Source organism: Pseudomonas sp. B611 (genome assembly GCF_055407965.1).
Genome location: NZ_JBUZST010000005.1, coordinates 150,099 through 174,617 on the forward strand (window position 1 = coordinate 150,099; position 24,519 = coordinate 174,617).

Annotated in this window: 20 protein-coding genes; 8 read left to right on the forward strand and 12 right to left on the reverse strand. The window is 60.4% G+C overall.

What is annotated here, in order from left to right:
• Window positions 1-2: 2 nt before the first annotated feature.
• The 3 genes from ACZRMO_RS13440 to ACZRMO_RS13450 form a co-directional block, all read right to left on the reverse strand.
• On the reverse strand, window positions 3-5,945 hold the full coding sequence (locus ACZRMO_RS13440) for a hypothetical protein (RefSeq protein ID WP_463973163.1): 5,943 nt from the start codon (window positions 5,943-5,945) through the stop codon (window positions 3-5).
• A gap of 73 nt (window positions 5,946-6,018) precedes the next feature.
• Window positions 6,019-6,609, reverse strand: a complete 591-nt coding sequence (locus tag ACZRMO_RS13445) for a tRNA-uridine aminocarboxypropyltransferase (protein WP_463973164.1) — start codon at window positions 6,607-6,609, stop codon at window positions 6,019-6,021.
• A gap of 6 nt (window positions 6,610-6,615) precedes the next feature.
• On the reverse strand, window positions 6,616-7,509 hold the full coding sequence (locus ACZRMO_RS13450) for a LysR family transcriptional regulator (RefSeq protein ID WP_034108063.1): 894 nt from the start codon (window positions 7,507-7,509) through the stop codon (window positions 6,616-6,618).
• Window positions 7,510-7,668: 159 nt separating this feature from the next.
• Between ACZRMO_RS13450 and speB the strand changes: the two genes are divergently transcribed.
• The 4 genes from speB to ACZRMO_RS13470 are packed head-to-tail and all read left to right on the forward strand — an operon-like array spanning window position 7,669 to window position 12,054.
• On the forward strand, window positions 7,669-8,619 hold the full coding sequence (gene speB, locus ACZRMO_RS13455) for an agmatinase (RefSeq protein WP_463973165.1): 951 nt from the start codon (window positions 7,669-7,671) through the stop codon (window positions 8,617-8,619).
• Window positions 8,619-9,041 carry a YybH family protein gene (locus ACZRMO_RS13460; protein WP_257782700.1) on the forward strand — a complete coding sequence of 141 codons (423 nt, stop codon included), beginning with the start codon at window positions 8,619-8,621 and terminating at the stop codon, window positions 9,039-9,041. The genes speB and ACZRMO_RS13460 overlap by 1 nt, the downstream gene beginning before the upstream one ends.
• 21 nt (window positions 9,042-9,062) lie before the next feature.
• Window positions 9,063-10,652 carry a purine-cytosine permease family protein gene (locus tag ACZRMO_RS13465; protein ID WP_463973166.1) on the forward strand — a complete coding sequence of 530 codons (1,590 nt, stop codon included), beginning with the start codon at window positions 9,063-9,065 and terminating at the stop codon, window positions 10,650-10,652.
• A 19-nt stretch (window positions 10,653-10,671) separates the two neighbouring features.
• Entirely contained in the window at window positions 10,672-12,054 is a 1,383-nt protein-coding gene (locus ACZRMO_RS13470; RefSeq protein ID WP_463973167.1) for a sodium:solute symporter family protein, read from the forward strand.
• 68 nt (window positions 12,055-12,122) lie between these two features.
• Here ACZRMO_RS13470 and ACZRMO_RS13475 read toward each other — a convergent pair whose 3' ends face one another.
• The 3 genes from ACZRMO_RS13475 to ptrR form a co-directional block, all read right to left on the reverse strand.
• Window positions 12,123-14,180, reverse strand: coding sequence for an FAD-dependent oxidoreductase (locus tag ACZRMO_RS13475; RefSeq protein ID WP_463973168.1), 2,058 nt, complete (start codon window positions 14,178-14,180; stop codon window positions 12,123-12,125).
• Between the two features lie 474 nt (window positions 14,181-14,654).
• Window positions 14,655-14,777, reverse strand: a complete 123-nt coding sequence (locus tag ACZRMO_RS13480; RefSeq protein WP_003193089.1) for a PA1414 family protein — start codon at window positions 14,775-14,777, stop codon at window positions 14,655-14,657.
• A gap of 142 nt (window positions 14,778-14,919) precedes the next feature.
• Window positions 14,920-15,813: a putrescine utilization regulator PtrR gene (gene ptrR / locus ACZRMO_RS13485; protein ID WP_463973169.1), complete on the reverse strand. Its 894-nt coding sequence runs from the start codon at window positions 15,811-15,813 to the stop codon at window positions 14,920-14,922.
• 104 nt (window positions 15,814-15,917) lie between these two features.
• On the opposite strand from ptrR, the gene ACZRMO_RS13490 reads away from it, so the two are divergent.
• Window positions 15,918-17,114: an MFS transporter gene (locus tag ACZRMO_RS13490; RefSeq protein WP_463973170.1), complete on the forward strand. Its 1,197-nt coding sequence runs from the start codon at window positions 15,918-15,920 to the stop codon at window positions 17,112-17,114.
• Here the strand turns inward: ACZRMO_RS13490 and ACZRMO_RS13495 are convergent.
• The 3 genes from ACZRMO_RS13495 to ACZRMO_RS13505 all read right to left on the reverse strand — a co-directional run bounded on the left by ACZRMO_RS13495 (window position 17,026) and on the right by ACZRMO_RS13505 (window position 20,054).
• Window positions 17,026-18,468: an NCS1 family nucleobase:cation symporter-1 gene (locus ACZRMO_RS13495; RefSeq protein WP_463973171.1), complete on the reverse strand. Its 1,443-nt coding sequence runs from the start codon at window positions 18,466-18,468 to the stop codon at window positions 17,026-17,028. The two genes, ACZRMO_RS13490 and ACZRMO_RS13495, sit on opposite strands and share 89 nt — an antisense overlap.
• Before the next feature lie 198 nt (window positions 18,469-18,666).
• Window positions 18,667-19,065, reverse strand: a complete 399-nt coding sequence (locus tag ACZRMO_RS13500) for a DUF2177 family protein (RefSeq protein WP_463973172.1) — start codon at window positions 19,063-19,065, stop codon at window positions 18,667-18,669.
• 152 nt (window positions 19,066-19,217) lie between these two features.
• Window positions 19,218-20,054, reverse strand: a complete 837-nt coding sequence (locus ACZRMO_RS13505; RefSeq protein ID WP_017735376.1) for a CvfB family protein — start codon at window positions 20,052-20,054, stop codon at window positions 19,218-19,220.
• 323 nt (window positions 20,055-20,377) lie between these two features.
• Here ACZRMO_RS13505 and ACZRMO_RS13510 point away from each other — a divergent pair, with 323 nt between their 5' ends.
• The 3 genes from ACZRMO_RS13510 to ACZRMO_RS13520 all read left to right on the forward strand — a co-directional run bounded on the left by ACZRMO_RS13510 (window position 20,378) and on the right by ACZRMO_RS13520 (window position 22,419).
• Window positions 20,378-20,557, forward strand: coding sequence for a hypothetical protein (locus tag ACZRMO_RS13510; RefSeq protein WP_003193095.1), 180 nt, complete (start codon window positions 20,378-20,380; stop codon window positions 20,555-20,557).
• A 206-nt stretch (window positions 20,558-20,763) separates the two neighbouring features.
• Complete coding sequence (locus ACZRMO_RS13515) at window positions 20,764-21,486, forward strand: TorF family putative porin (RefSeq protein ID WP_463973173.1); 723 nt, start codon at window positions 20,764-20,766, stop codon at window positions 21,484-21,486.
• A gap of 66 nt (window positions 21,487-21,552) precedes the next feature.
• A complete protein-coding gene (locus tag ACZRMO_RS13520; protein WP_463973174.1) occupies window positions 21,553-22,419 on the forward strand; it encodes a DUF6279 family lipoprotein in 867 nt (288 codons plus the stop codon).
• Here ACZRMO_RS13520 and copD read toward each other — a convergent pair.
• Genes copD through ACZRMO_RS13535 form a run of 3 tightly spaced genes read right to left on the reverse strand, consistent with a single transcriptional unit; the run spans window position 22,416 to window position 24,515 of the window.
• On the reverse strand, window positions 22,416-23,279 hold the full coding sequence (copD, locus tag ACZRMO_RS13525; RefSeq protein WP_463973175.1) for a copper homeostasis membrane protein CopD: 864 nt from the start codon (window positions 23,277-23,279) through the stop codon (window positions 22,416-22,418). The genes ACZRMO_RS13520 and copD overlap by 4 nt on opposite strands.
• Window positions 23,276-23,650 carry a copper homeostasis periplasmic binding protein CopC gene (gene copC / locus ACZRMO_RS13530; RefSeq protein WP_463973176.1) on the reverse strand — a complete coding sequence of 125 codons (375 nt, stop codon included), beginning with the start codon at window positions 23,648-23,650 and terminating at the stop codon, window positions 23,276-23,278. The genes copD and copC overlap by 4 nt, the downstream gene beginning before the upstream one ends.
• A 49-nt stretch (window positions 23,651-23,699) precedes the next feature.
• Window positions 23,700-24,515, reverse strand: coding sequence for a copper resistance protein B (locus ACZRMO_RS13535; RefSeq protein ID WP_463973177.1), 816 nt, complete (start codon window positions 24,513-24,515; stop codon window positions 23,700-23,702).
• Between the last annotated feature and the right edge of the window lie 4 nt (window positions 24,516-24,519).

Genomic DNA, 24,519 nt, shown 5'->3' on the forward strand with positions numbered 1-24,519 from the left:
GCTTATGGCTGATAGATATAAGCAGAGTTTGCGGCCCCATTGATGTTGGTCCACTCGCCCTGAGTCAATGCCAGAAGCAGGCGTCCCTCATCGACTCGGCGCTGGGCCGAAAGGTCGTCGATTAGAGCCAGGTAGGCCCCCTCGCTCAACTCTGCCGAATTGACGCGATCCAACGCAATCTCCAGCTCCCGATCGTAATGACCCAGCGTGGCTTGAAATCGCGCCGAGTACTTTGCTTGCAGAAACAACACCCAATATTCCTCCTGAACCAGCAGCGCAGGCCAGTCCAACAGCGCCTCATTGGCAAGGATGTTGTTGCGCATCGCGGCGACCGCCTCCGGGCTGGGGGTGCCCAAGGTTCGGTCCAGCCGCTGGTCGAACCCCAGGGGAAGGTCCAGGGTCGGGGACAGCGCGATTCGGTAGGCCAATATGCGCGTTCCCGCCAGCTGCGGCGCCTGGTGAGGATCAAACAACAGGATCGCGTTCGTGATGGCTGCCCACCGGCTTGCGGCGCGAAAACAGTTCAAGAGAGGCATGGCATCACCTCCGCCCACTCGGTGCAGATCGAACATCCTGAACTTCAGTTCCAGATCGTTGAGCGACACCATCCAGCCATTCACACCACGATTCATTTCATACCGATGATTGAACATGATCGTAGCCAGTTCCTCGTGATTGGCGGCCCCTTCGATCAGGCCCCAGACCCTTCGGGCCAGGTCTTCGCGCAGGGTTCGATATCCCGGCTCAACCAATTTTGGATCACCGGAAATACGCTCGATCAGGGTGAAAAAACCGCCGAAAATCTGACGCGCCTGCAGGTCCTGCCACAGCTCGAGGTGCAACGGTACGTCCCTGACCGCCAGCACCGCCAACCAACGATCGGGGCTGGCTGTGATGCGCGCGTTATGCGGGTGCAGCCCAAAGTAGATGTCTGAACGTCCCGGCTGCTCACGGTAGTGACGAAGCATCTGGAGCGTGCCTTGCGACAAAGGGTTGCCGGACAGATCCATGGCGCGGTGGACATCAGGGTAAATAAACAAATTAGAACGCGTGAGTACTTTGATCTGGTTATCTCGCAGGTCAAAGACTTCAAGCCAGCTCAGGGTGACAGCACCTTTGGGCAGGTTTTCCAGTTGAGTGTTGCGCACGCTCAAATACCGCAGGTGGCGCAATCGATACAGGTCCAGGCGTTGCCCTTGCCGGAGTGGGTTAGAGGACAAATCCAATACCCGCAACTGGGTCATTTCGCTCAGATGGATCACATCCCCCAGTTTGAATTTGAGTCGATTGTTATGCAGGTACAAGGTTCTCAGGTGCGGCATTCTGGAAAGCCCCACAGGGAGTTGTTCAAACAGGTTGTTGCTCAGGTAAACCCTGGTCACGCCCGGAAAACACCGCAGGAAGCGCTGGGGCAATTGAGAAAGCTGGTTATTTTTAAGGCTGAGCACCTGCACATGACCAAAATGAGCACCCAAAACGGGCAGGTCAGTCAGGTCCAGGCCATCGAGGTTCAGTTCCTTGACCATCGCGGTCCCGTGAGTGGAGGGCTCCTTTGCCCAGCATCTCTTTATTCGATCAACCGCCAACTCCCGTGCAGCACGCGCCTGGTCGCCCGGCGCGACATGAAGCCATTGCGCCAACACAGCGTTCATGGCTTCACGCTCCCTGTACAGATAGTCAATCATTGCATCGCGCTCTCGAACCGAGTCGCCAGCATCCCTCAACAACTGCAAAAGCTCTTCTTTCGGTGTTGACAGATACAACGCGCGCAAGCGAGCGACCTGCTGACGCTCCACCGGCCTCAGCCCCCGACCGCTCAGCGGGTAACCGATCCGCCCATCCGCCACACGCTGGGGGGGATGGAAAAGAGGCCGACGCCCGATGCCCCGGAAGGTCTCGGCATACTCCCATTTTCTCTGCAGGCGGGAACAGACCTCTGCCACCAATTCCTCCGCTCCAGCGCCCTCGATGTAACCCAACGATTGACGCTCGGCCAGCGGCAGCGCCGCCAACAAAACGTCAAGAAACGGGCCGGTGCTGCCGGTCGGCTTGCGCTTTCCGTTCGCCAAGGGGATATAGACCTGATACTGATTGGATACGACCACCACGATGCGTTTGAGCAGCCCGTCGAAAGGGCCCACGCTGGTACGCAGAAAACCGTCCTTCCACAGCTCCACCCGCAAATGTGCCGGCCAACCGTCAATCTGCGGCAATGCATGCAGGATCGCTGTGGAGCTTTCCTCATTGGCTGCGGCAGGCAGGTGCACGCTTTCCAGGGCCCTGGTTTTGCGCAAGTACTCCACCCACCACCGGATCGCGGCGTTCAGCGATGCGGGGACTATGCCGTTCTCCAGACTTTTACGCTCGGCCGGTGTGATGTTGTGCACCAGGTCTTCTGCGACCCGTGTGGTCAATCCGGGGTTAACACGCTGTAGCACTTGCGCCAGAGGATTAGCAGAATGCTGGCCGCCAGCGCACAACGCCTCGAAAAAAAGGTGCTCCATCAGAGGCTTGTCCAACGCGACTTTGGTTTCCAGCACAGTGACCTGATCTGCACGTGCGACGCCTTCGCGCCCCACCAATGCATCCGCACGATCGGGACCGACTTCACCAAGCAACCGGTCGAAAAAATCCACCCCGGCCTCCACGCCCGACTTGACCCGTTGGTGCACCCTGACACGCTCGACGGTCTCCACAAGAATGGCCGGAGGGCGCTCATTGCGCACATGCACCCGCCGCAGCATATCTGGGGTAATGCCACTGATCTGCTGGATCTGCGTAATTGCATCCGGCGACAACGAGCGCGCCAGAGGCCCCAGCCGATAAAACGGGCGTTGCCCCTCCCAGGTCAGCGGGTTCTCCCACTCATGGCGCCAGGCGCCAGCACCGTTGTGCGTCAACACTGGCGCATACGCATCGCTTAACGACGGATGCTGAATCCGCCAAGGCTGTGCAGGATCGGCCTGGGCGACCTGGAAATACAGGCCTTCGATAAACAGGTAGTGAGCCGAACCCAAGCGGTAAAAGCCCAGCGCGTCAGGCGCGTCGGCGATACCCGAGAGGTCAGCCATCAGGGCGTACGGCACGATCTCACGCCGATACGGGTAAAACGAACCATCGAGCGCACGATTTCGCATCACCTCGCGGGCAATCCGCTCACGCAAATCGGCAATCGCCCGCCCCGCAGAGAGGCTTAGCTGGGTGCGTTCAGGCTCGGACAATTGGCGCACGACGGCATCATAGAAGCTATCGACACCGGTCAGTATTTCACCGCTGCGCAGTGTGTGAGGGTCATACGCAGAAAACCGTCCATGACGATGATCAATCACGACCAGCGTGCGATCCTTGCTGCCCTTGGCAACATAAGGCACGCCGTTCCCCGCCGGGCTGACGACCAACGCTCGCCCCGTGAAATCACTCACCATCTCTTGGGCGAACGCAGCCGCCCAGTTCTGGGTTTGCCGGTCAAAGCTGCGCCCATGGTAAAGCCCGTCCACAATGGCCTCCCGGCGCGCTGCCCGACGTGCGGCACGCAACGCCAGGTACAACGCCTCAGGCTGCAACTGCGATTCCAGCAATTGTGTTTGCTGATGTTCGGATAATGGATGCCCACGCAGCACCTCAAGCAACCGCGCCTGGCTCACGTGCGGGTGCAGGGCCTGCAACTGTGCAACCACGGCGGGGATGTCACCCTCGGCGCCCAGGCGGTCCGGCAACACGCGACGCACCGACGCACTGGCACCTTGCGCCGCCTGGCGGCTGGCCCGGGCAAAGCGCGTGAGTGCGTCAAACAGATCGACACCCAGCGCTTTGACCAGAGCCGCCAGATGCTGGCAAATCACCGGCTCGCCGCCCGGAAATTGGCCGGGCAGCAACGCCACGATGGCGCTCGGCAAATGCGTCGTGAGGCGACGCGGGGTCGCGTAGGCGAATTGATGGTTTTCCTGCACGGTCACGCTGACAGTTTCGGTCACCGGATGCGCGGCATCCTTGCTGTAGCGGCGTAATTCCAGGCCTTGCGGGTTGATGATGCTCAGGGCTGTGCCCGCAGGCCAGTGCTCCAACTGAGTCAGCAGCGGCGCCATGACTTCAACTGCGCCAACGGGTGTGGGGTGTTCAGGGGCAGCGCCATCAGCGACCCACTCAATCAAACGGTCGGTCCTGAACCGGTGCGTTGCCTCTACCAACGATGCCGAAGGCGTGGCGCCCTCCCACACTTGGTTCAAGGTTTCGTGGGGAGTGCCACTGATATCAAGCACGTTCGCCAGCGCCTGGACAGACGCGTCCTGTGTACCGAGCATTCTTTCGAGCAAGGGCGGGCCGGTCGGCTGCGGGGTATCGGGAACGGCACTGCGCGGCTGCGCCAGTTGCTGGTACAAATGCCGATGGCGACGTAGGACGGTCTTGGCCAGACGAGTGTGCAATCGGCCACTGACCAGCAAGTCCGCCAGGTCCATCAGCCCTTGCAACAGATCGCCAGGCTCGTCCTGGAGCACCTTGGAACCGCCCCCCACCAGCGACTGTGACAGCATCACGAACATCCCGAAGGCACGCGCGCGCCCCAAGCCCTTCAAGGCGCCAGGCACCGGGATCAGCAGCACGTTGAGGACTTCATGGAGCACGGTCTGAAACAGCTCGATCAGGGTCGGCATGAAACCAGGCGTCGCGTTGGTGAGTTCTTGCAGGTTGGCTCGGCTGCGCTCGATATAGAGATCGCATAGGGCGACAACCGGCATTTTTTGCAACGAGACGCGTACGTAGCCGATAGTCCGCGGGTGATCAACCTTGGGAATCGACTGCACCAGTTCATAAATCAGTCGGGCAAAAAAATCGAGGTTTGGCGGGCGAGCCGTGACTTTGGCAAGTTGACTCAGTCGAGCAGCGTCGCGTGACGACATCATCTGGTACAGCCAATCGACCTGGCCTCTGAGGTAAAACCCATGAAAGGCGACATGGAACTCTTCGCAGGCGGTTCGGGCGCTGTCATGGTGGCGCAAAGTCCCCCCAGGTCGATTCGGGAAAAAGCTGAATGCCCCGGGGCAACCACTGACCGAAAAAACCAGGTGGGGAATACGCAGGGAATCACCCGGTGGGGGCGCCACGTATTGTCCGGTCAAGCCTATGGTCTGCGGCAACCAGCTGATGTTGTCCGCACCATGGGGGACAAACAGGCGCATTTCTTCGGTAGTGTTCCAGGCAGTCGCCCCTGCCAGCGCTTGTTTCACTTGATGATATTTGGTGCGATCAACGTGACTGAGCGTGGTGTTTTTCAAGGCTTCGATCAACGCGAATTCAAATTCGGCACTGGCCAAGCCCAGGAAGCTGTCACCCAGCGCAGCATTGCCGCGCAGCGCATCACTCAATTGCTGTTTGAGTTGCCCGCCGAGATCAAGTCGACGCACCAGCGCGATGAACTCGCCAGCGGTGGTGTCGATGCCGCTGTCGAGATAACTGGCCTGCGCCAAACCGGTACGGCCCGGGTAGCTCCAACCGGTCAACCCATCATAGTTGCGGCAAGCAGCGTCCCACAGCGTGAGGCTCGCCACTTGTACGACCTCATCTTCATTCGCTGCGCGCCGAACACGCGGGGAGGATTGGAGGTAGCGGGTGTGGATTTTCGCGACGGTGGGATCGATATCCTGACCCGTCAGCGTTTTAAGCCCCGCACGCAACGCGCCTATTGCCTGGTGCTCAAACGTTTGGGTGAATTGGGCAATGGCTCGTTCGACCGTCTGCTGGGCCTCGATCCAGGCCCTTTGCAGGCGCACGTACTCAAGTTTCTCCTCATCATTGAGGCTGGCGAGGAAACCGTCGAAGTCTACCCGAATCAAGTCCAGGGCTTGTAAGGCGGCCCACTCTGGGGCCGCCATCAACGGTGAATGTTGATTGGCAATGAATTCAGACAGCGGATCTGGCACTGGCGCACGGGTCAGCGGCTCGGTCATTTTTCTGCTCCCAGAAAAAAGATCAGGCTATCCGGTCGCCGTCAGCCGCTGCGGTAGCTATGTAATGCTGGGGTCAGCTGTGGTTTTTTTCGAAGACGGCCGGTCCCATTGCCGCGATCTGCCCTTCGATCAGCGCGTCAAATGGTTTGAGCAACGCCTCGAAACACATCGGTGCCTCCAGCGTCTGCAAGGCCTGCACAATCGCTTCTACCGTCGATAACGCACCAGCCGCTGGTGCCTTGCGCAGCCGGTAGCGCGACACAGCGCCCTCGGCCAAGGTCACCCGGGGCAACGCGGCCAGCAGCGGATTGAGGTGCAGCATTTTTCGCGCCTTGCGCCAGGTGCCATCGGGGACCACCAGCAGAAGCGGTTCATCGGACGATGCGTAGGCCTGCAACGGCTGGGCATCATCGGCCGGAAACAACAGCCGCGCCTGATAGCCGGGCGCGCTCAATAGCGTCGGCAAATCCTCAAACACCTCGCCCACCACCAACTGCGCATTGTTCAATCCGAGCGCCGCCAACCGCGCGGTATTGAGCGCATGATTGACCTCGCTCGGATGCTGCAACAGCAACACGCGGGTGCGGCTGTCGAGGCTGGGGATCAGCGCACACAGGCAGTGGGTGACGGGGCGCAGGCAACGGGAGCATTGGGGTCTGGACATGGTTTATCAAGCCTGGTTGAGCTGGGTTTTGAGCAGGTCGCGGAACGTCTGGATCAGCGGTTCACGGCTGCGGCCCCGACGCATGATCATCGAGAACGGCGCCTGGTAGCCGAAGGTCGCCGGCAGCAAGACGCGCAGGTCGCCCTTGTCGGCCCAGGCCTGGGCGTAGTGCTCGGGCAGATAGCCGATATAAGCGCCGGACAGCACCAGAATCAGCTGCGCTTCCATACTTTCCACCGTGGCAGCGCTGTGCTTGAAACCGTGGCGCGCCAGCTCCGCCTGGCTCCAGTAACCGCGACCGACCATGCGTTGTTGGGTGATGACTTGCTCAGGAATGCGCCGTTCGTTGAACAATGGGTGGCGGGTGCTGCAATACAGCCAGTGCTGTTCGCGGTATAGCGGCATGTAGATCAAGCCGCTCATGCGATTGGAGAAAGCGCCGATGGCCAGGTCGAGGCGGTTGTCCTGCACACCCAATTGCAATTCATAAGGGCTCATCACCGATAAGTGCAGGTGCACCGCCGGGTGTTCCAGGCTGTAGGCACCGATCACTTCGGCGAACGGCAGGGCCTTGTCGCTGACGGTGGAGTCGAGCACGCCGAGCTTGAGGGTGCCGCGCAACTCGCCTTTTAGTGCAGCGGCGTACTGCTCGAAGCCTTCCAGCTCGCCCAGCAGGCGCAAGGTCTCTTGATGGAACAGCTCGCCCTTGCTGGTCAGGCTGAACCCGCCGCGCCCGCGATGGCATAGCACAAGGCCCAACGCCGACTCCAGTTGGCTCATATAAGTGCTGATGGCCGATGTGGACAGGTTGAGTTCGTGCTGGGCATTGGCGAACCCCTGGTGCCGCACGACGCTGACGAAGATGCGCAGGAGTTTCAGGTCGGGCAAGGCGTTGGCCATGGGATCTCCAGATGCATACAAAAACCTGTGGGAGCGGAGTTTACCTCAGGCATTAGTTTAGAAAAATCTGAACTAAGTATTTGCCCCTGCCGATTCTTTCGCCCCTGGGTATTTCGCAGAATCGGCCTCTAATAAACAAAACAACGATGAGGCACTCCCGTGGACAAGATTTTCCACCAACCACTGGGCGGCAACGAAATGCCGCGCTTTGCCGGCATCGCGACCATGATGCGACTCCCCCACCTGCAAACCGCCAAGGGCCTGGACGCTGCCTTTATCGGCGTGCCCCTGGACATCGGCACCTCACTGCGCGCCGGCACCCGCTTCGGGCCGCGTGAAATCCGCGCCGAATCGGTGATGATCCGCCCGTACAACATGGCCACCGGTGCCGCACCATTCGACGCGCTGTCCGTGGCCGATATCGGCGACGTGGCGATCAACACCTTCAACCTCCTCGACGCCGTGCGCATTATCGAAGAAGCCTACGACGAGATCCTCGAACACGACGTGATCCCGATGACCCTGGGCGGCGACCACACCATCACCCTGCCGATCCTGCGGGCGATCCACAAGAAACACGGCAAGGTCGGGCTGGTGCACATCGATGCCCATGCCGATGTGAACGACCATATGTTCGGCGAGAAAATCGCCCACGGCACCACCTTCCGCCGCGCAGTGGAAGAAGGCCTGCTGGATTGCGACCGCGTCGTGCAAATCGGCCTGCGCGCCCAGGGCTACACCGCCGAAGACTTCAACTGGAGCCGCAAACAGGGATTCCGCGTGGTCCAGGCCGAAGAATGCTGGCACCACTCCCTGGCACCGTTGATGGCCGAAGTGCGGGAAAAAGTCGGCGGCGGCCCGGTGTACCTGAGCTTTGACATCGACGGCATCGACCCCGCCTGGGCGCCCGGCACCGGCACCCCGGAAATCGGCGGGCTGACCACCATCCAGGCCATCGAGATCATTCGTGGCTGCCAGGGCCTCGACTTGGTTGGTTGCGATTTGGTAGAAGTTTCACCGCCTTACGACACCACCGGCAACACCTCGCTGCTCGGCGCCAACCTCCTGTACGAGATGCTCTGCGTACTGCCCGGCGTGGCGCATCGCTGATGAGCGCCCGCGAGGTGCTGCAAGCCGCCGCCGACCTGGTGGCGGCCTTCGCCCGCAATGACCGCGCGGCCTACTTCGGCGCGTTCACGGCCGATGCCAGCTTTGTGTTCTACACCCTGCCCCAGCCACTGCTCAGTCGCGATGCCTACCAGGCATTGTGGGACAGCTGGCGCCGGGACGAGGGGTTCGAGGTGCTGTCGTGCACATCGAGCAACGCTTTTGTCAGCCTGCAAGGTGACGTGGCGATTTTTATGCATGACGTGGCCACCGAGCTACGCATGCAAGGGGAGCAATTTTTTAGCCAGGAACGCGAGACCATTGTCTTTAAACGGCAAGGATCTCGCACAGAACAAAAAGAAGGCCTGTGGCTGGCCTGTCACGAACATTTGTCCGCTATGCCGGAAGGGCTGCCGCCCCCTTAGCCAATGTGATCGGAGCTGATCATGAATAATAAAAACAACGATAAAAGTATTCGCAAGATAGAAACCAACGGGGTCGAACAGATCCCGGACCATGAACGTACCGCCGGCCCCAAGGATCTGTTCCGCCTGATCTTCGGCGGTGCCAACACCTTTGCCACCGCCGTGCTGGGTTCCTTTCCTGTGCTGTTCGGCTTGTCCTTCCAGGCCGGGGTCTGGGCGATTGTGCTGGGCGTGCTGGTGGGCGCACTGATCCTGGCGCCGATGGGCCTGTTCGGGCCGATCAACGGTACCAATAACGCGGTGTCGTCCGGTGCGCACTTCGGCGTGCACGGGCGGATTGTCGGCTCGTTTCTATCGTTGCTGACCGCGATTGCCTTCTTCTCACTGTCGGTGTGGAGTTCAGGCGATGCGCTGGTGGGCGGTGCGAAACGGCTGATCGGCCTGCCGGAAACCGACCTGACCCTGGGCCTGGCCTACGGCGTGTTCGCAATTTTGGTGCTGACCGTGTGCATCTACGGCTTTCGCTTCATGCTGTGGGTCAACCGCATCGCGGTGTGGGCGGCGAGCCTGCTGTTTTTGCTGGGCATCTTCGCCTTCGCGCCGGCCTTCGACAGCCACTTCGCCGGCACTGTTGCCCTGGGCCAGAGCGGCTTTTGGGCGGCGTTCATCGGTGCGGCGCTGGTGGCCATGAGCAACCCGATCTCCTTTGGCGCGTTCCTCGGCGACTGGTCGCGCTACATCCCGCGTGAGACACCGAAAATGCACATCATGCTGGCCGTAGTGCTGGCGCAGATCGCCACTTTGATTCCGTTCCTGTTCGGCCTGGCCACCGCGACTATCGTGGCGATCAAGGCACCGGACTACATCGCGGCCAACAACTACGTCGGCGGTTTGCTGGCGGTGGCGCCGAGCTGGTTTTTCCTGCCGGTGTGCCTGATCGCGGTGATTGGCGGCATGTCCACCGGCACCACGTCGCTGTATGGCACGGGGCTGGACATGTCCAGCGTGTTCCCACGCCTGCTGTCACGGGTCAAGGCCACGCTGCTGATCGGGGTGATGTCGATTGTCTTCATCTTTATCGGACGTTTCGCCGCCAACCTGGTGCAGAGCGTCTCGACTTTCGCCGTGCTGATCATCACCTGCACCACGCCTTGGATGGTAATGATGATCATCGGCCTGATCGTGCGCCGCGGCTTCTACTGCCCGGATGACTTGCAGGTGTTCACCCGCGGTGAAACCGGTGGCCGCTACTGGTTCAGCCATGGCTGGAACTGGCGCGGGCTGGGGGCGTGGATACCGAGCGCGTTGGTGGGGCTGTGCTTTGTCAACTTGCCGGGGCAGTTTGTCGGGCCGCTGGGCAATCTGGCCGATGGCATTGATATCAGCTTGCCGGTGACGTTGGGGTTGGCGTCGGTGGTGTATCTGACCTTGCTGCGCTTGTTCCCGGAACCGGCCGCTGTTTATGGCCCGACCATTGTGGCGAGGGAGCTTGCTCCCGCTGGGCTGCGAAGCGGCCCCAAAAAAGCCGGCTCCAGCTTCGCTGTCGAACGGGAGCAAGCTCCCTCGCCACTGCAAGCTCCCTCACCACACCAAGCCTCGTCATCACAATAAAAATCGGAGAACCGCCGTCATGGCTTTGGATTTATTCGTCGTACTCATCTACGCCGCCGGCATGCTCGTGCTCGGCTATTACGGCATGCGCCGCGCCAAGACCCATGAAGACTACCTGGTCGCCGGCCGCAACCTGGGCCCGACCCTGTACATGGGCACCATGGCCGCCACGGTGCTGGGCGGCGCTTCTACCGTCGGCACCGTGCGCCTGGGTTATGTGCATGGCATCTCGGGCTTTTGGCTGTGCGCCGCGCTGGGTGCGGGGATCATTGCGCTGAACCTGTTCCTGGCCAAGCCGCTGTTGAAGCTGAAGATCTTCACCGTCACCCAGGTCCTCGAAAAACGCTACAACCCCATGGCCCGCCAAGCCAGCGCAGTGATCATGCTGGCCTATGCGCTGATGATCGGCGTGACCTCGATCCTCGCCATCGGCACCGTACTGCAAGTGCTGTTTGGCCTGCCGTTCTGGATCTCGGTGCTGCTCGGCGGTGGCGTGGTGGTGGTGTACTCGACCATTGGCGGCATGTGGTCGCTGACCCTCACCGACATCGTGCAATTCGTGATCAAGACCGTCGGCCTGATGTTTATCCTGCTGCCGATCTGCCTGTACCGCGTCGGCGGCTGGGATGAGCTGGTGGCCAAGCTGCCGGCGTCGAGTTTCAGCTTCACCGCGATTGGCTGGGACACGATCATTACCTACTTCATGATCTACTTCTTCGGCATCCTGATCGGCCAGGACATCTGGCAACGGGTGTTCACCGCCCGTGACGAAAAGGTCGCCAAGTACGCCGGCACGTTCGCCGGGTTCTACTGCATCCTCTACGGCCTGGCCTGTGCGTTGATCGGCATGGCCGCGCACGTGCTGATCCCGGACCTGGACAACGTCAACAACGCGTTTGCCGCCATCGTCAAAGTCTCGCTGCCAGACGGCATCCGTGGCTTGGTGATTGCAGCGGCACTCGCCGCGATGATGTCCACCGCCAGCGCCGGTTTGCTCGCGGCCTCCACCGTACTGACCGAAGACCTGCTGCCACGCCTGCGCGGCGGTAAGCAGTCGAGCCTGGCGATCAACCGCTTGTTCACCCTGCTGACCGGCATCGCCGTGCTGGGCATCGCACTGGTGGTGAACGACGTGATCAGCGCGCTGACCCTGGCCTACAACCTGCTGGTGGGCGGCATGTTGATCCCGCTGATCGGCGCGATCTTCTGGAAGCGCGCCACCACGTCCGGGGCAATCACCTCAATGGCGCTGGGCTTTGTCACGGCGCTGGTGTTCATGCTCAAGGACGGGTTGGATGCGAACACGCCGATCTACTACAGCCTCGCGGTTGGGTTGGTGAGTTTTGTGCTGGTGAGTGTGTTGTCGCGCAAGCCTGAGGCGGTGGCGGCGCGCACGGTTTGATGCATTACAGGATTTAGAGCGGTTTCTTCAGCGGGCACGACGTCGGATGTCGTGCCCGTTTTTTTGTTTCAGTTTGCCTGGATGATTTCCTGAACCAAAGAGGCCCAGACCAAGCCCTGTGTTGTACCAGCGGCATAAGTGCCCCCAGCTACAATTTGGTGATGGGCAGCGTGATGAACGATTGAAAGTCCGTCTGGAGTACCGGGCCTGGCACATTCGATAATTTGCAAATCGCCACTGTCCATTGCCCTTCGGTACGACGCTGGAAAGTGCCGAGAAACAGCAGCGAGACACGCAGCCAGTATCTGCTCCTTGTACTCCGGCGCCGAATCGGGCGGAACCTGTCCCCCGGAGACAAGAATGCAATCCCCGTCCAAGCGGCAATTCATGACGCCAACTGGCAGATCGTACTGCAGCTTGAGTCCGCGCAGTTCGGCCCCCTCACTACCAACAGCACGCATTCTGAAAAACCAGCCAATGATCGCGACTACATGATGTGATTCCTCTATCCCCATGGCAGTAACGACGAAGTGATCTCTGCTCAGCTCCGCAATTTGAGCCGGACTCAGATGCTGGGGCAGGAACTGAACCCCTGAGTACCGCAAAAGCGTCTCTATCCCTTCCTTTAAATGGATAAATTCCAAATCGTAGCCCGATACCTCAATAGCTTGACCGATCCCAGAAACACCACAACGCACCTGTAATTGCTGTGGGCTGATCTCTGCGATCTCACTCCCTGGCTTGCCGCTCGGCCACGGCCTGTTTTCGATGTCACGTTGTTCGCAGATCGCCTCCTCTACGCCAATGGCTCCATCCACATAGGCTCGTACAATCCGTGCCCGCGCAAACTTTGCCAGGGATGGATTATCGGCCAGAAACTTTTCAAACAGCTCAATGCCTGCGCGATTGCACTCAACGGCCAAATATTGATTCCCTGCAAATAGGTAGTGGTTATGTAACGGCTTTGCCGTCGTCTCCGTTGCAGATAGATGGCGCATGTTTACATTCTTGTGACTGGCCCCATCGCTCTGCTGATTGCCTCCATACACCGTGACCTGATAGTTCGCCAGACGGAGCATCACCGCTTGAAGCAGACCGTTGATCCCCCGACCGACAATCGACACGCGGGGCGCATCGGTACCGGCTTGCTGAGAGGGGATCATCAATGATTGCGCAAGTTTGCGTCGTACAAGACCGTGCAAGGCCGTCAAGCTCAGTTGAACGCAGACGGCATAGTCGAGATCGCAATGGCAGGCCTCGGAGGTTGACGCCTGGGTCGTCAGCATCGCGGGGTTGCGCCATGTGGAGACACTACAGCCGAGTGCCTGTGTGCGTATCCGAAACGCATCCAGCGTTGTAGGGCCATAGTCCAATACAACCTGGATGGTTTCAGCCATAGCCAGGGCCTGCAAAGCATCGTCGCTGAAGACATCCGGTTTGGCGACGCAGATCAGACGAGCTTGTTTGCACAGGCGTTGAATCAGGGTTCGATCAATGCGGTGAGCGGATGCATCGTTCAGGGATAAACAGACGGCCAGTGCATAGGCCCCCTCAAGCGCCTCGCGCCAGTCCACGAAAAATGACACTCTGCTGTCGGAATCCGGCACTCGACCGTGTCGAACCAGCACCTTTACCCGAACATCGGGATCTCGATCCAGCAACAGCTTGACCAGCTCTTTACCCACAGCTCCGTATCCCAGTACACAGACATCGCGGGGGATGGAGCCATCGGCCAATGTCAGCCAGTGCGCGATGTATGCAGCAACATGCGGCGCGTTGACCCCGGGGGTGTTGACCACTTGGATGCCGTTGGACTCGCACAGATCCAGACTAATCCTATCCAGGCTGGTACCCCTGCGAACCAGACAGAGCTTTCCAAATGGGTGAGATATGCGCCATTGATCAATGACGTCTTCATCAATGGCTTGGTCGCCGACAATGATCGTCGATGGACTCAGCAGAGCGATCTGTATGAGCAGGGCTTGCTGGGTCAACGTCGGCGCAAGGAACACCAAATTGCTGGGGGCATCGGCCTTCCAGCGCCTTGATACAGGTGCGATATGCAGAATGGTTTCGGTTGTGGCAATCAGCGACGCGGCGACTGGCGGAACGGAAGAGAGCATCATAGTTTTGCCTCCAACAATGCTGACTTACGGATGCCTCGTGGCGAGGATTTCAATTCTGTTAGGCACTACGGAACTGAACCTACGCTCATCGCTAAAATTAAATAACTCAGCCGATTCTGATAAGCAGGTAGCCTGATTCCGACACTGAAACGGCAAAAACCAACTGGCATGCGAACTCGCCGCTCGAGTAAAGCTTGACGATTGGGCGGGTGAGTTTGGGAGTGGAGGGTGTGCTATCGCGCAAACCACAGGCAGCAGCAACTCGCACGGTTTGATGCATAACAGGATTTAGAGCGGTTTCTTCAGCGGGCACGACGTCGGATGTCGTGCCCGTTTTTTTGCCTGGCACAGAAACAACTGTGGGAGCGGGCTTGCTCGCGAAGGCGGTGTGTCAGTCAACCTTGCATCGATTGACACACCGCCTTCGCGAGCAAGCCCGCTCCCACATTATTGAATTCTGCCTAGCCCCAGGGCCTACCTGCGACGTGGCCGACGCTGCTCGTCATCGGTACGAATCGGCACCGGTTGCAATGGCGGTTCGATCAGGCCCAGTGCAACACCGAGGTCATGGAGCCAGTTTTGAATTTTCTCTTTCATGGTTGCCCCCTTTGAGGGTAATGCTGGCAGGCGCAAATTCTGTCGCCGTTTCCTACAGTGATAGTAGCCCTAAGTCCTACGTATTGCATGGACGAAACCACAACGAACTATTACTGAATTGATCTGAATCCTGACGGATCGCTCAAGCAATCGCCCGCGTGTCTTGCGGGACTTCGGCCTTGCCCGCTTGCTGCAAGTCGATCCATGCATTGAGGTTAGCGCCGAGCATACCCTTTCGCCACATGAGCCAGGTGGTGGCAGTGGCAAAATGCCCTGTCAGCGGATGAACGGACACGCTGTCCTTGCCTGGCAGGCTGTCGAGCATGGATTCGGACATCAGCGCCACTCCGGAACCGGCAATCACGCAGGCCAGCATGCCCTGATAGGACTCGATCTCGATCGCACGCCCCATGGCTACATGCTCGTGAGAAAACCACGTCTCCAGCCGCGTCCGATAGGCACAACTGCGTCGGAAGGTGAACACCGAACGCCCCGCGACATCCTGCGGCCCACGCACTGGCGGGTGATCGGCTTCGCAGATCAGCACCAGGCGTTCTTCACACAACGGCACACCGTCCAGGGTGGCGATAGTGATCGGGCCGTCCACAAAGGCCGCATCCAGGCGACCGGTAATCAACCCTTCGAGCAACTCGCCGCTGGGCGCCGATTGCACCTGAAGGTTCACCATCGGGTAAGCCTTGTGATAGCCCGCCAACAGTTTTGGCAAGTGCACCGCCGCCGTGCTGTACATGCTACCCAGCACAAAATCGCCGGCCGGCTGCCCGCCCTGCACCGCGCCGTGGGCTTCGTCGTGCAACGCTAGCAGGCGGCTGCTGTAGTCCAGCAACACCTTGCCCGCCGGAGAAAGCTGCAAGCGCTGGCGTTCGCGCACGAACAGCTCGACGCCGAGCTGCTCTTCCATCTGCTTGAGCCGGGTCGACAGGTTTGATGGCACGCGATGCAGGCGCTCGGCGGCACGGGTGATGGAGCCCTCTTCCGCCACGGCCTGGAAAATGCGCAATTGACTGAACTCCATACCTTTCTCCAAAACTGAACAAGTTACTCACTATTATTCAATTTTACAGAAAGTCAATCCGCTTTAGCCTGAAAGTCATTCGTTGACCCGCAGGAAAACAGCCCATGTCGCCCCTGATTCGTTTACTCGCCAGCTTTATCGCCCTGATGATGGCCATGGGCATTGGCCGCTTTGCCCTCACCCCGCAACTGCCGCATTTGCTCGGCGAAGGGCAGATCGACCTGACCGGTGCCGGCCTGATTGCCGCGGCCAATTACCTGGGTTACTTCGTCGGGGCGGTGGATTCGATCTTCGCCCGCAGCCATCACCACGTGCGCGGCCGGCTCTATGGCGGGCTGTGGTTGTGCGTGCTGTTGACCTTGGCGTCGTACTGGGCCCATGGGTTCTGGCCCCATCTGCTGTTGCGCTTTGGGACCGGCGTCGCGAGTGCCTGGGCGCTGGTGATGATCACCAGCCTGAGCCAGCCGCTGGCGCTTGCCGCCGGGCGTCCGCGCCTGGGCGCCCTGGTATTTGCCGGGCCGGGGCTGGGGATTTTTCTCACAGGGGTGCTGGCACTGGGCTCTAACCTGCTAGGCCAGGACTCGGCCACCTTATGGCTGGTCTATGGGGCGGTGGCGCTGGTGATGCTGCTGGTCGTCCTGCCCTTCCTGCCCCAGCCGACACCGACCACGGCGGCCACAGTCACTGCGGGCAGCAACCAGAGCATCGCGCACCTGGGCTGGATCTACTTTTTATTTGGCTTGGGCTACATCATCCCCGCGACCTTTCTGTCGCAGATGGCCAACGCGCAATTCAAAGGCGCCTGGCAGGCCGATCTGTTCTGGCCGTGTTTTGGCTTGGCAGCGGCGCTGGGCGTAGTGGTCGCCAGCTTGCGCCGCAAGGACCCGCACACCACGCGGCGCTGGCTGATGGCGACATTGTGGCTGCAAGCCGCTGGTGTGTTCGCCTGCCTGCTGGGCAATGCCTGGGGCCTGGCGCTCGGCGTGCTGCTGTGTGGCGCGCCGTTCCTGGCGTGCATGCAATTGGTGATGACGCGCCTGCGCGACATCGCGCCCCACGGCTATCAGCGCAGCACCGGTTTGCTCACCGCCAGTTTTGCCATCGGCCAGTTGAGCGGGCCGTTGCTGGCGTCGGTGAGTAGTCACTTGAGTGGCGGCCTGCACCCGGCGCTGGTGATCGCCGGATGCGGCCTACTCGTGGCGGGTATGCTGCTTAGCCAGCAACCAAGGGCAGAGGCACGCGCAGCTGTTCCCGGCGTGCCAGCACCAGGAAAAACAGCCCACCCAGGAAGCACCCGGTAAACCAGGCGAAGTTGGCCATGCCCTGCAACGCCGGGGTGAAGGTGATTGCGACACCCACCAAAGTGGCCGGCACCAACGCCTTGACCGCCGTCCAGTTCACGCCGCCGTCGAAGTAATAGCGCCCGCTGGGGCTGTCATCGAACAACGCGTCCACGTCGATCTTCTGCTTTTTGATCAGGTAGAAATCCACCAGCAGGATGCCGAACAACGGCCCGATGAATGCGGCGAGGATGTCCAGGGTGTAATGGATCATCAGCGGGTTGTTGAACAGGTTCCACGGGGTGATGAAGATCGACGCCACTGCGGCGATCATGCCACCGGCACACCAGCTGATCTTGCTGGGGGCGACGTTGGCGAAATCAAAGGCAGGGGAAACAAAGTTGGCGACGATATTGATGCCGATGGTGGCGGTCACAAAAGCAAAGGCGCCGAGCAGTACAGCCATGCTGTTGTCGATGCGCGACACCGTGGCAATCGGGTCATGGAGCATTTCGCCAAATACCGGCAAGGTGCCCGACACGATCACTACGGTGACCAGCGAGAACGCCAGGAAATTTACCGGCAGCCCCCAGAAATTGCCCCGCCGCACGTCGTGCATGCTGCGGCAATAGCGGCTGAAGTCGCCGAAGTTCAGCGTCGGGCCGGAGAAGTAAGACACCACCAGCGCCGTCGCAACGATCACCTGACCGAACGCCTGCCAGCCAGACAGTGATTTTTCCGACAGGGTAAAGCTGATATTCGCCCAGCCGGCTTTCCACACGATCCAACCAGCCAGGGCAAACATGACCGCATACACCACCGGCCCCGCCCAATCGATAAAACGCCGGATGGACTCCATGCCTGCCCAGAACACAGCCGCTTGCAGCACCCATAGGCTGAGGAAGCCGAACCAACCGAGGTAGGACAGGCCCGCGAAATGCGGTTCTGCGTATACCGCCATCTGTGGGAAAAAGCGCAGCACCACGATGATCAGCGCGCTGGAGGCCAGATAGGTCTGAATCCCATACCAGGCCACGGCGATCAGGCCGCGGATCACTGCGGGAATATTCGCGCCGAACACCCCAAACGCCAGCCGGCAAATCACCGGGTATGGCACCGCGGCTTGCTGGCTCGGCTTGGCCACCAGGTTGGCGATCAACTGCACGATGCAGATACCGGCAAGCAAGGCGATCAACACCTGCCAACTGGCCAGGCCCAGCGCGAACAGGCTGGCGGCAAATACGTAGCCGCCGACGCTGTGCACATCGCTCATCCAGAAGGCGAAGATGTTGTACCAAGTCCACTTTTGCGGCAGTGGGCCAAGGTCCTGGTTGTACAGGCGTGGGCTGTAGCCTTTGGGCAATTGTTCGGTCATCGCTGGGCTCCTCGTCATACCGGCCTGCGCTGCCGTAGCGGTGTGCATACGGGAGGCGGCATGGTTTGTATACGAAGCAGTCAGCAGAATGCGTGCCAATGGCACACAATCCTTTCAGGATGGCGCTCCAAAGCGATTAACGAAGGATTGGATACGGGGACTTCGCTCAGCAACGGTGCACAAAAAACCTGTACACAATCAGCCACGCACCCGATCTGCACACAGGTACCCAACCGTGCAGCAAGCCGCCGTCAGGCAGGTGCCCCAGGCCATATCCATCAACGCCAACCCGGCAGACCAACCGTGCAACGTGGCCCAGTTGCTCAAGTCATAGGTGCCATAGGCCACCAGGCCCAACAAGGCACCCAGGCGCGCCGCACGCTGCCAACTGACGCTGGGCAAGACCACGAGCACGACGCAACCGAGGGCATACAGGAGATAGAAGAGTGTGGCGGGCAATAACCGTGGCTGATCAAGCATCAGCGGGCCCAGCAGGTTTTTGTAGGTCGGCCCCATGAGGACGCCGAGCCAGAGGCCGTCGAGCACCAGAAAGGCGAGCAAGGTGCCGAGGTAGGCGAACAACGACTTTTTGGACATGACGCACCTCTGTAGGAGACGACTTTCCGTGGCGAGGGAGCTTGCTCCCGCTGGAGTGCGAAGCGCTCCCAAAATCGTGGGGCCGCTACGCAGCCCAGCGGGAGCAAGCTCCCTCGCCACAACTAGCCCGTTCCTACAGAGAGAAACTTCGATCAGCTTAGTTCAATGCGATCCGCATGAATCACGATCTGGCCCTGCTTATATAGGGCACCGATGGCCTTCTTGAAGTTGCCCTTGCTCACGCCGAACAAGTTGCTGATCACCGCCGGGTCGCTCTTGTCGCTGACCGGCAGGCTGCCGTTGTTTTCACGCAACTTGGCGAGGATCTTCGAGTTCAGGCTGGAAGCCGCTTCCTGGCCCACGGGCTGCAGGCTCAGGCTGATGTTGCCGTCGGCGCGGATCTCTTTGATAAAGCCTTTCTCTTCCTTGCCCGGGCGCAGGAACTTGAACACTTCATTCTTGTGGATCAAGCCCCAGTGCTTGTTGTTGATGATCGCCTTGAAGCCCATGTCGGTGGCTTCGGCCACCAGCAGATTGACTTCCTGGCCCACCTGGTAATTCGCCGGGGTCTTGTCCAGGTAGCGATCCAGGCGCGCGGTCGCGGTGATGCGCTTGGTGTGCTTGTCGAGGTAGACGTGCACCACGCAATATTCACCAGCGGTCATCTGGCGCTTTTCTTCCGAATACGGCAGCAACAGGTCCTTGGGCAAACCCCAATCGAGGAATACACCGATACTGTTGACTTCCACCACTTTCAAACTGGCAAACTCGCCCACTTGAACTTTCGGCTTTTCAGTCGTGGCGATAAGTTTGTCATCGCTGTCCAGATAAATAAAAACGTTCAGCCAGTCTTCATCTTCACTGGGAATATCTTTGGGGATATACCGGTTGGGCAAGAGGATTTCACCGTCTTGCGCGCCGTCCAGGTACAAACCAAAGTTAGTGTGTTTAACCACTTGCAAGCTGTTGTAGCGACCGACCAAAGCCATTTTTCAATACCCTCATTACGTGGGCGGCATTCTACCCGAGTTGCGCCCGCCACGCGCGCACCCCTGAAAAATCGCGGGCTGGCGTGGCAAGCTGATGGCCCTGCCCCGCTCGTCCGATCGATCGCCTCAATTTTACCGCTACGTACGCCACCGCCAGCCCGGTGGTTTCGAATTAAAACAGTAAGTTAGAGGCTTATTTCAAAGATAGACTTGGGTTGTTTCCAGGTGCACTGCTTATTCCCAGGGGATATTTGCCAAGCAATTGTCAAGTATTTCCTGTACGATGCCTGGCCAAGTTAATTTTCTACAGGTTAGTGGCCGCCATGCGCGTAAAAGCATCCAACAGCAAAGCAAAGCCAGCTCCCGCCGTTGAAACCAGCGAATCGATCAACAGCCAGATTGCTGCTTTCCTCAAGTCCGGCGGCGAAATCCAGCAAATTGCCAAGGGCGTGAGCGGCCAGACTTTCGGCCCGTCCAAGCAGATCAGCCTGGGCAAGAAGTAATACCGCGCAACATACCTGGTCCCTAAGCGCCTTGCCATCAAGGCGCTAGGACTAGAGCCCGCAACACCCTCCCGACACATTCAATCTCGCACCAATCGACGAACGGGGCTCAACCCCAGGCATTCGCCGGTATGCTTGCACACCTCTAGCACGGGCATCTTCCCGACTTTTTCAGTTACTGCTCCTCGCTTTTCATGGAGTGACGCATGTTCAAACCCTGCATTTTCCTGCTCACGGCCCTGGTCGCCAGCCCCCTTGCCGAAGCGCAGATCTTTCAGCGCGAACTGGGCGACTTCGACTTGAAATTGGGTACCGCCCCCAGCCGCAGCATGGCCCAGGGCCTGGTCAAGCCTACCTCGCCGGGCAGCGATTCATTCCATGGCGGGCTCGACCTGAGCCACGACAGCGGCCTGTACTTCGGCCAGTTCTCACCGAGTATGGGCCTGTCGCCGGGCAGCACCCTCGAAGTCGATTCCTACATGGGCTTCAAACATCCCTTCGACCAGACCCTGGGCTACGAAGTCGGCCTGATCCACTACAGCTACCCCAAGCTCAGCCCCCTCGACAGCCAGGAGTTCTACGGCGGCCTGAACCTGCTGGGCAACCGCTTCGGCGCGTCCTTCAGCAACGACCCGGGCCGCCAGGACAGCACCTTGTTTGCCGACCTCGGCGGCACGCAACCCTTTGGCATCGGCGTCAGCATGAAGTACACCACTCATCAGTTGGGCAGCCCGGTCGCGGTCGACGGGGGCTCCATCCGCAGCTTCAGCGATTGGTCGGTGCAATTCTCCCGAGCCTGGATGGGCGTTGACCTGAACCTGATCTACAGCGACTCCAGCCTCAGCGGCGGCGATTGCTCGGCCTACTCCGGACACAACTCGCAATGCGATGGCCTGTTGACGCTGAAGGCCGCGCGGTCGTTTTATTAATGGGCTGAACTGTCGCACCCCGCGCAGGTTCACATGCACACACCTCCTCTGCGCAAGGACCCGCCCATGCTGCGTCGGCTCAAACTCCTGGTGGTATTGCTGGCCCTCAGCCTGGTGCTCGCTGGCTGCAACCGCGTCGGCCTGGCCTATCGCAACCTCGATGTGATCATCCCCTGGACCCTCAGCGACTACCTGGACATGAATGCCGGGCAGAAGAGCTGGTTCAACGACAACCTCAAGACACACCTGGCCTGGCACTGCACCACCCAACTGCCGGGCTACCTCGACTGGCTGGACCGCCTGCAACAGATGGCCGACAACCGCCAGGCCAGCGACGCCGCCCTGCAAGACCGTACTGCCGAAGCCAAGCAGGCGATCGGTGAAATCGCCCGGCAGATCACCCCGTCCGCCATCGAGCTGCTGCAAGGCCTCGACGACCAGCAGGTGCAGGACATGAACGACGCCCTGGCCAAGGACCTGCGCAAGCGCCAGGACGACTACCTCAAGCCGCCATTGGCCAAGCAGATCCAGGAACGCGCCGACCGCATGAGCAAGCGCCTGGACGCTTGGATCGGCCCGCTCAGCGCCAGCCAGCAAAGTCGGGTCAACGCCTGGTCCGTCGCGCTGGGCGAACAGAACCAGGCCTGGGTCGGCAACCGCGCCCGCTGGCAGGCGCACTTCATCGCCGCCGTGCAGCAACGCCATGACGCCGACTTCCCACAGAAAATCGAGCAACTGCTGGTGGACCGCGAAAGCCTGTGGACCCCGCAATACCGCAGCGCCTACGCACAAACGGAAACCGCAGCGCGCAGCCTGATTGTCGATCTGATGGCCGAAAGCACCCCGGCGCAACGCCAGAAACTCACCCAGAAAATCGACAAGGTACGCAGCGATTTCCAAACGCTGAAATGCCTCAAAAGCACGCCGTCCTAAGTGGGCGCCAAGGTGCCCAGCCACGCGACCAGCCCCAGGATCAGCACCACCGCCGCCAACTCCAGGGCGATGCTGCGGCGCAGCGCCTTGAGCGCCATGCCATGTTCGCCCGCTGCCAGGGACCGTTGCAGCAACGGCGCCAGGTGCACACGATTGAGCGCCGCCAACCCCAGCATCAGGCCGAACAATCCCAACTTGAGGCACAGCAGCAGCCCATAGAGCCCAGCCGTGAGGCCATCCAGATTCGGCCCGACGACAAACAGATAATTGGCCACACCGGTGACCATCAACACCACCACGAACCCGCTGCCGACACGCGCAAATCCCGCCAACGTACGCGCCAGCGCCTGCACACGCCCGGCCTGGGGCAACGACCGGCTCATCAGCAACAGCCCGAACGCCGCCAGCGCCCCAACCCAACCCGCCGCCGCCAGCAGGTGCGCGCTGTCGCTGAGCACATGCCAGAGCCGCAACGTGCCTTCGTGCATCGCGCCATGCCCGGTCCACGTCAGCGTGACCAGCGCGACACCGCCGCATAGCGTGGCCAGCCTCGTATCCAGCACAACCAACACCAGCGCCGCCACGCGCAACCACCACGTCCAGCCCAGTTCGGTCTGCCCCAACATCATGTGCAGGTGCGCCCACAACGTCGGCCAATCCTCGGCGCCGCTCATGGCCTGGGTCATGGACAGCATCGACAGCACCGAAAACAGCACCCCCAGGCCTGCCAGCACGCGCAGCAAGGGCTGCACACTCAACAGTCGGCGCTCGGCATAAAAGCCAAACAACCCCAGGCCAAACACCAGCATCAAGTCCGAATACAACGCAAAGCGCAGCAACACCGGGATCAGTTCACTCATGGCTGGACGCTGAACACCACATTGCCAAGGATCGGGTGTGTGTCCGACGACACGGCACGCCAGTCCACCTGATAGGTACCGGCCGTCAGTGCGGACGCGGGCTTGATCAGCATCACTTTGGGGTCGGTACTGGCAGCGACGCTGGCCTTCACCGGCATTGGCGCGTGGGCCATGCCTTGCATGCCAGTCATGGTCAGCTTGGCGCCGGAAAACTGCGTCAGCAGGTTTTCCGAGAAGTGCAGTTCAATCACTGCGGGCGCAAGGCCCTGGGCGCCCGCTGCCGGAATGGATGAGAGCAGTTTGGGATGGGCTGTGACCGAAAAGCTGGTGAGCAACGCAGCGCCCACCAGCGCGGTTTTCAACATCGACATGCAAGGCTCCAGGCCGCTCATGGCGGCGAGTTATAAGAAGAGTGAAACGTCAGAACCACAGGCGCACACCCGCGACCCAGCGCCATTGGCTGGCGTCTTCGCCTTCGTCGCGGGCGTATTGCGCGGTCTGGCCATAGCTGCGATGCCAGGTGAAACCCACATAGGGCGCAAACTCGCGGCGTACCTCATAGCGCAAGCGCAAGCCGACCTCACTGTCGGCCAGGCCGGAGCCGATGCCGCGCTGCGGGTCATTGCGCCCGTAGAAATTGAGTTCGGCGGTCGGTTGCAGGATCAGGCGGTTGGTCAGCAGGATGTCGTAGTCACCTTCCAACCGTGCGGCGGTGCGCCCGGCTTCGCCGATGAACAGCGTTGCCTCGGCCTCGAAGTTGTAGAGCGCCATGCCCTGCGCGCCGAAGGCGACCCAGGTCTGCCCATCACCCGGCTTGAAGTCTTGGCGCACGCCGCCGACCAGGTCCCACCAGGGGCTGATGGCATGCCCCCAGAGGGCCTGGGCCTCAGCGCTGTCTGTGCGGCCGGCGCTACGCTCGCCCTCGGTACGCAGCCACAGGCGGTCGATGTCGCCGCCAAGCCAGCCCTTCATATCCCAGCTCAGCGCCCCTTCACCGCCGCCACCCTGCCACTCCAACTGGTTGATCAACAGCATCGAATTGACGCCGCTGTCATGCACCATGTGCCCACCAGGGGCGTTGTACACCGCCGCGCGATCGGCATCGGTCAGCACCGGAATCGGCGTACGGCTTTCGGTGAGTGCCGGTGACGCCGGGCTCATGCCTTGAAACTCATCCGCCAGCGCCCACGGGTTGCACCCCAGCGCGATGACTACAGCAACCACACGACGGCTCATCCTC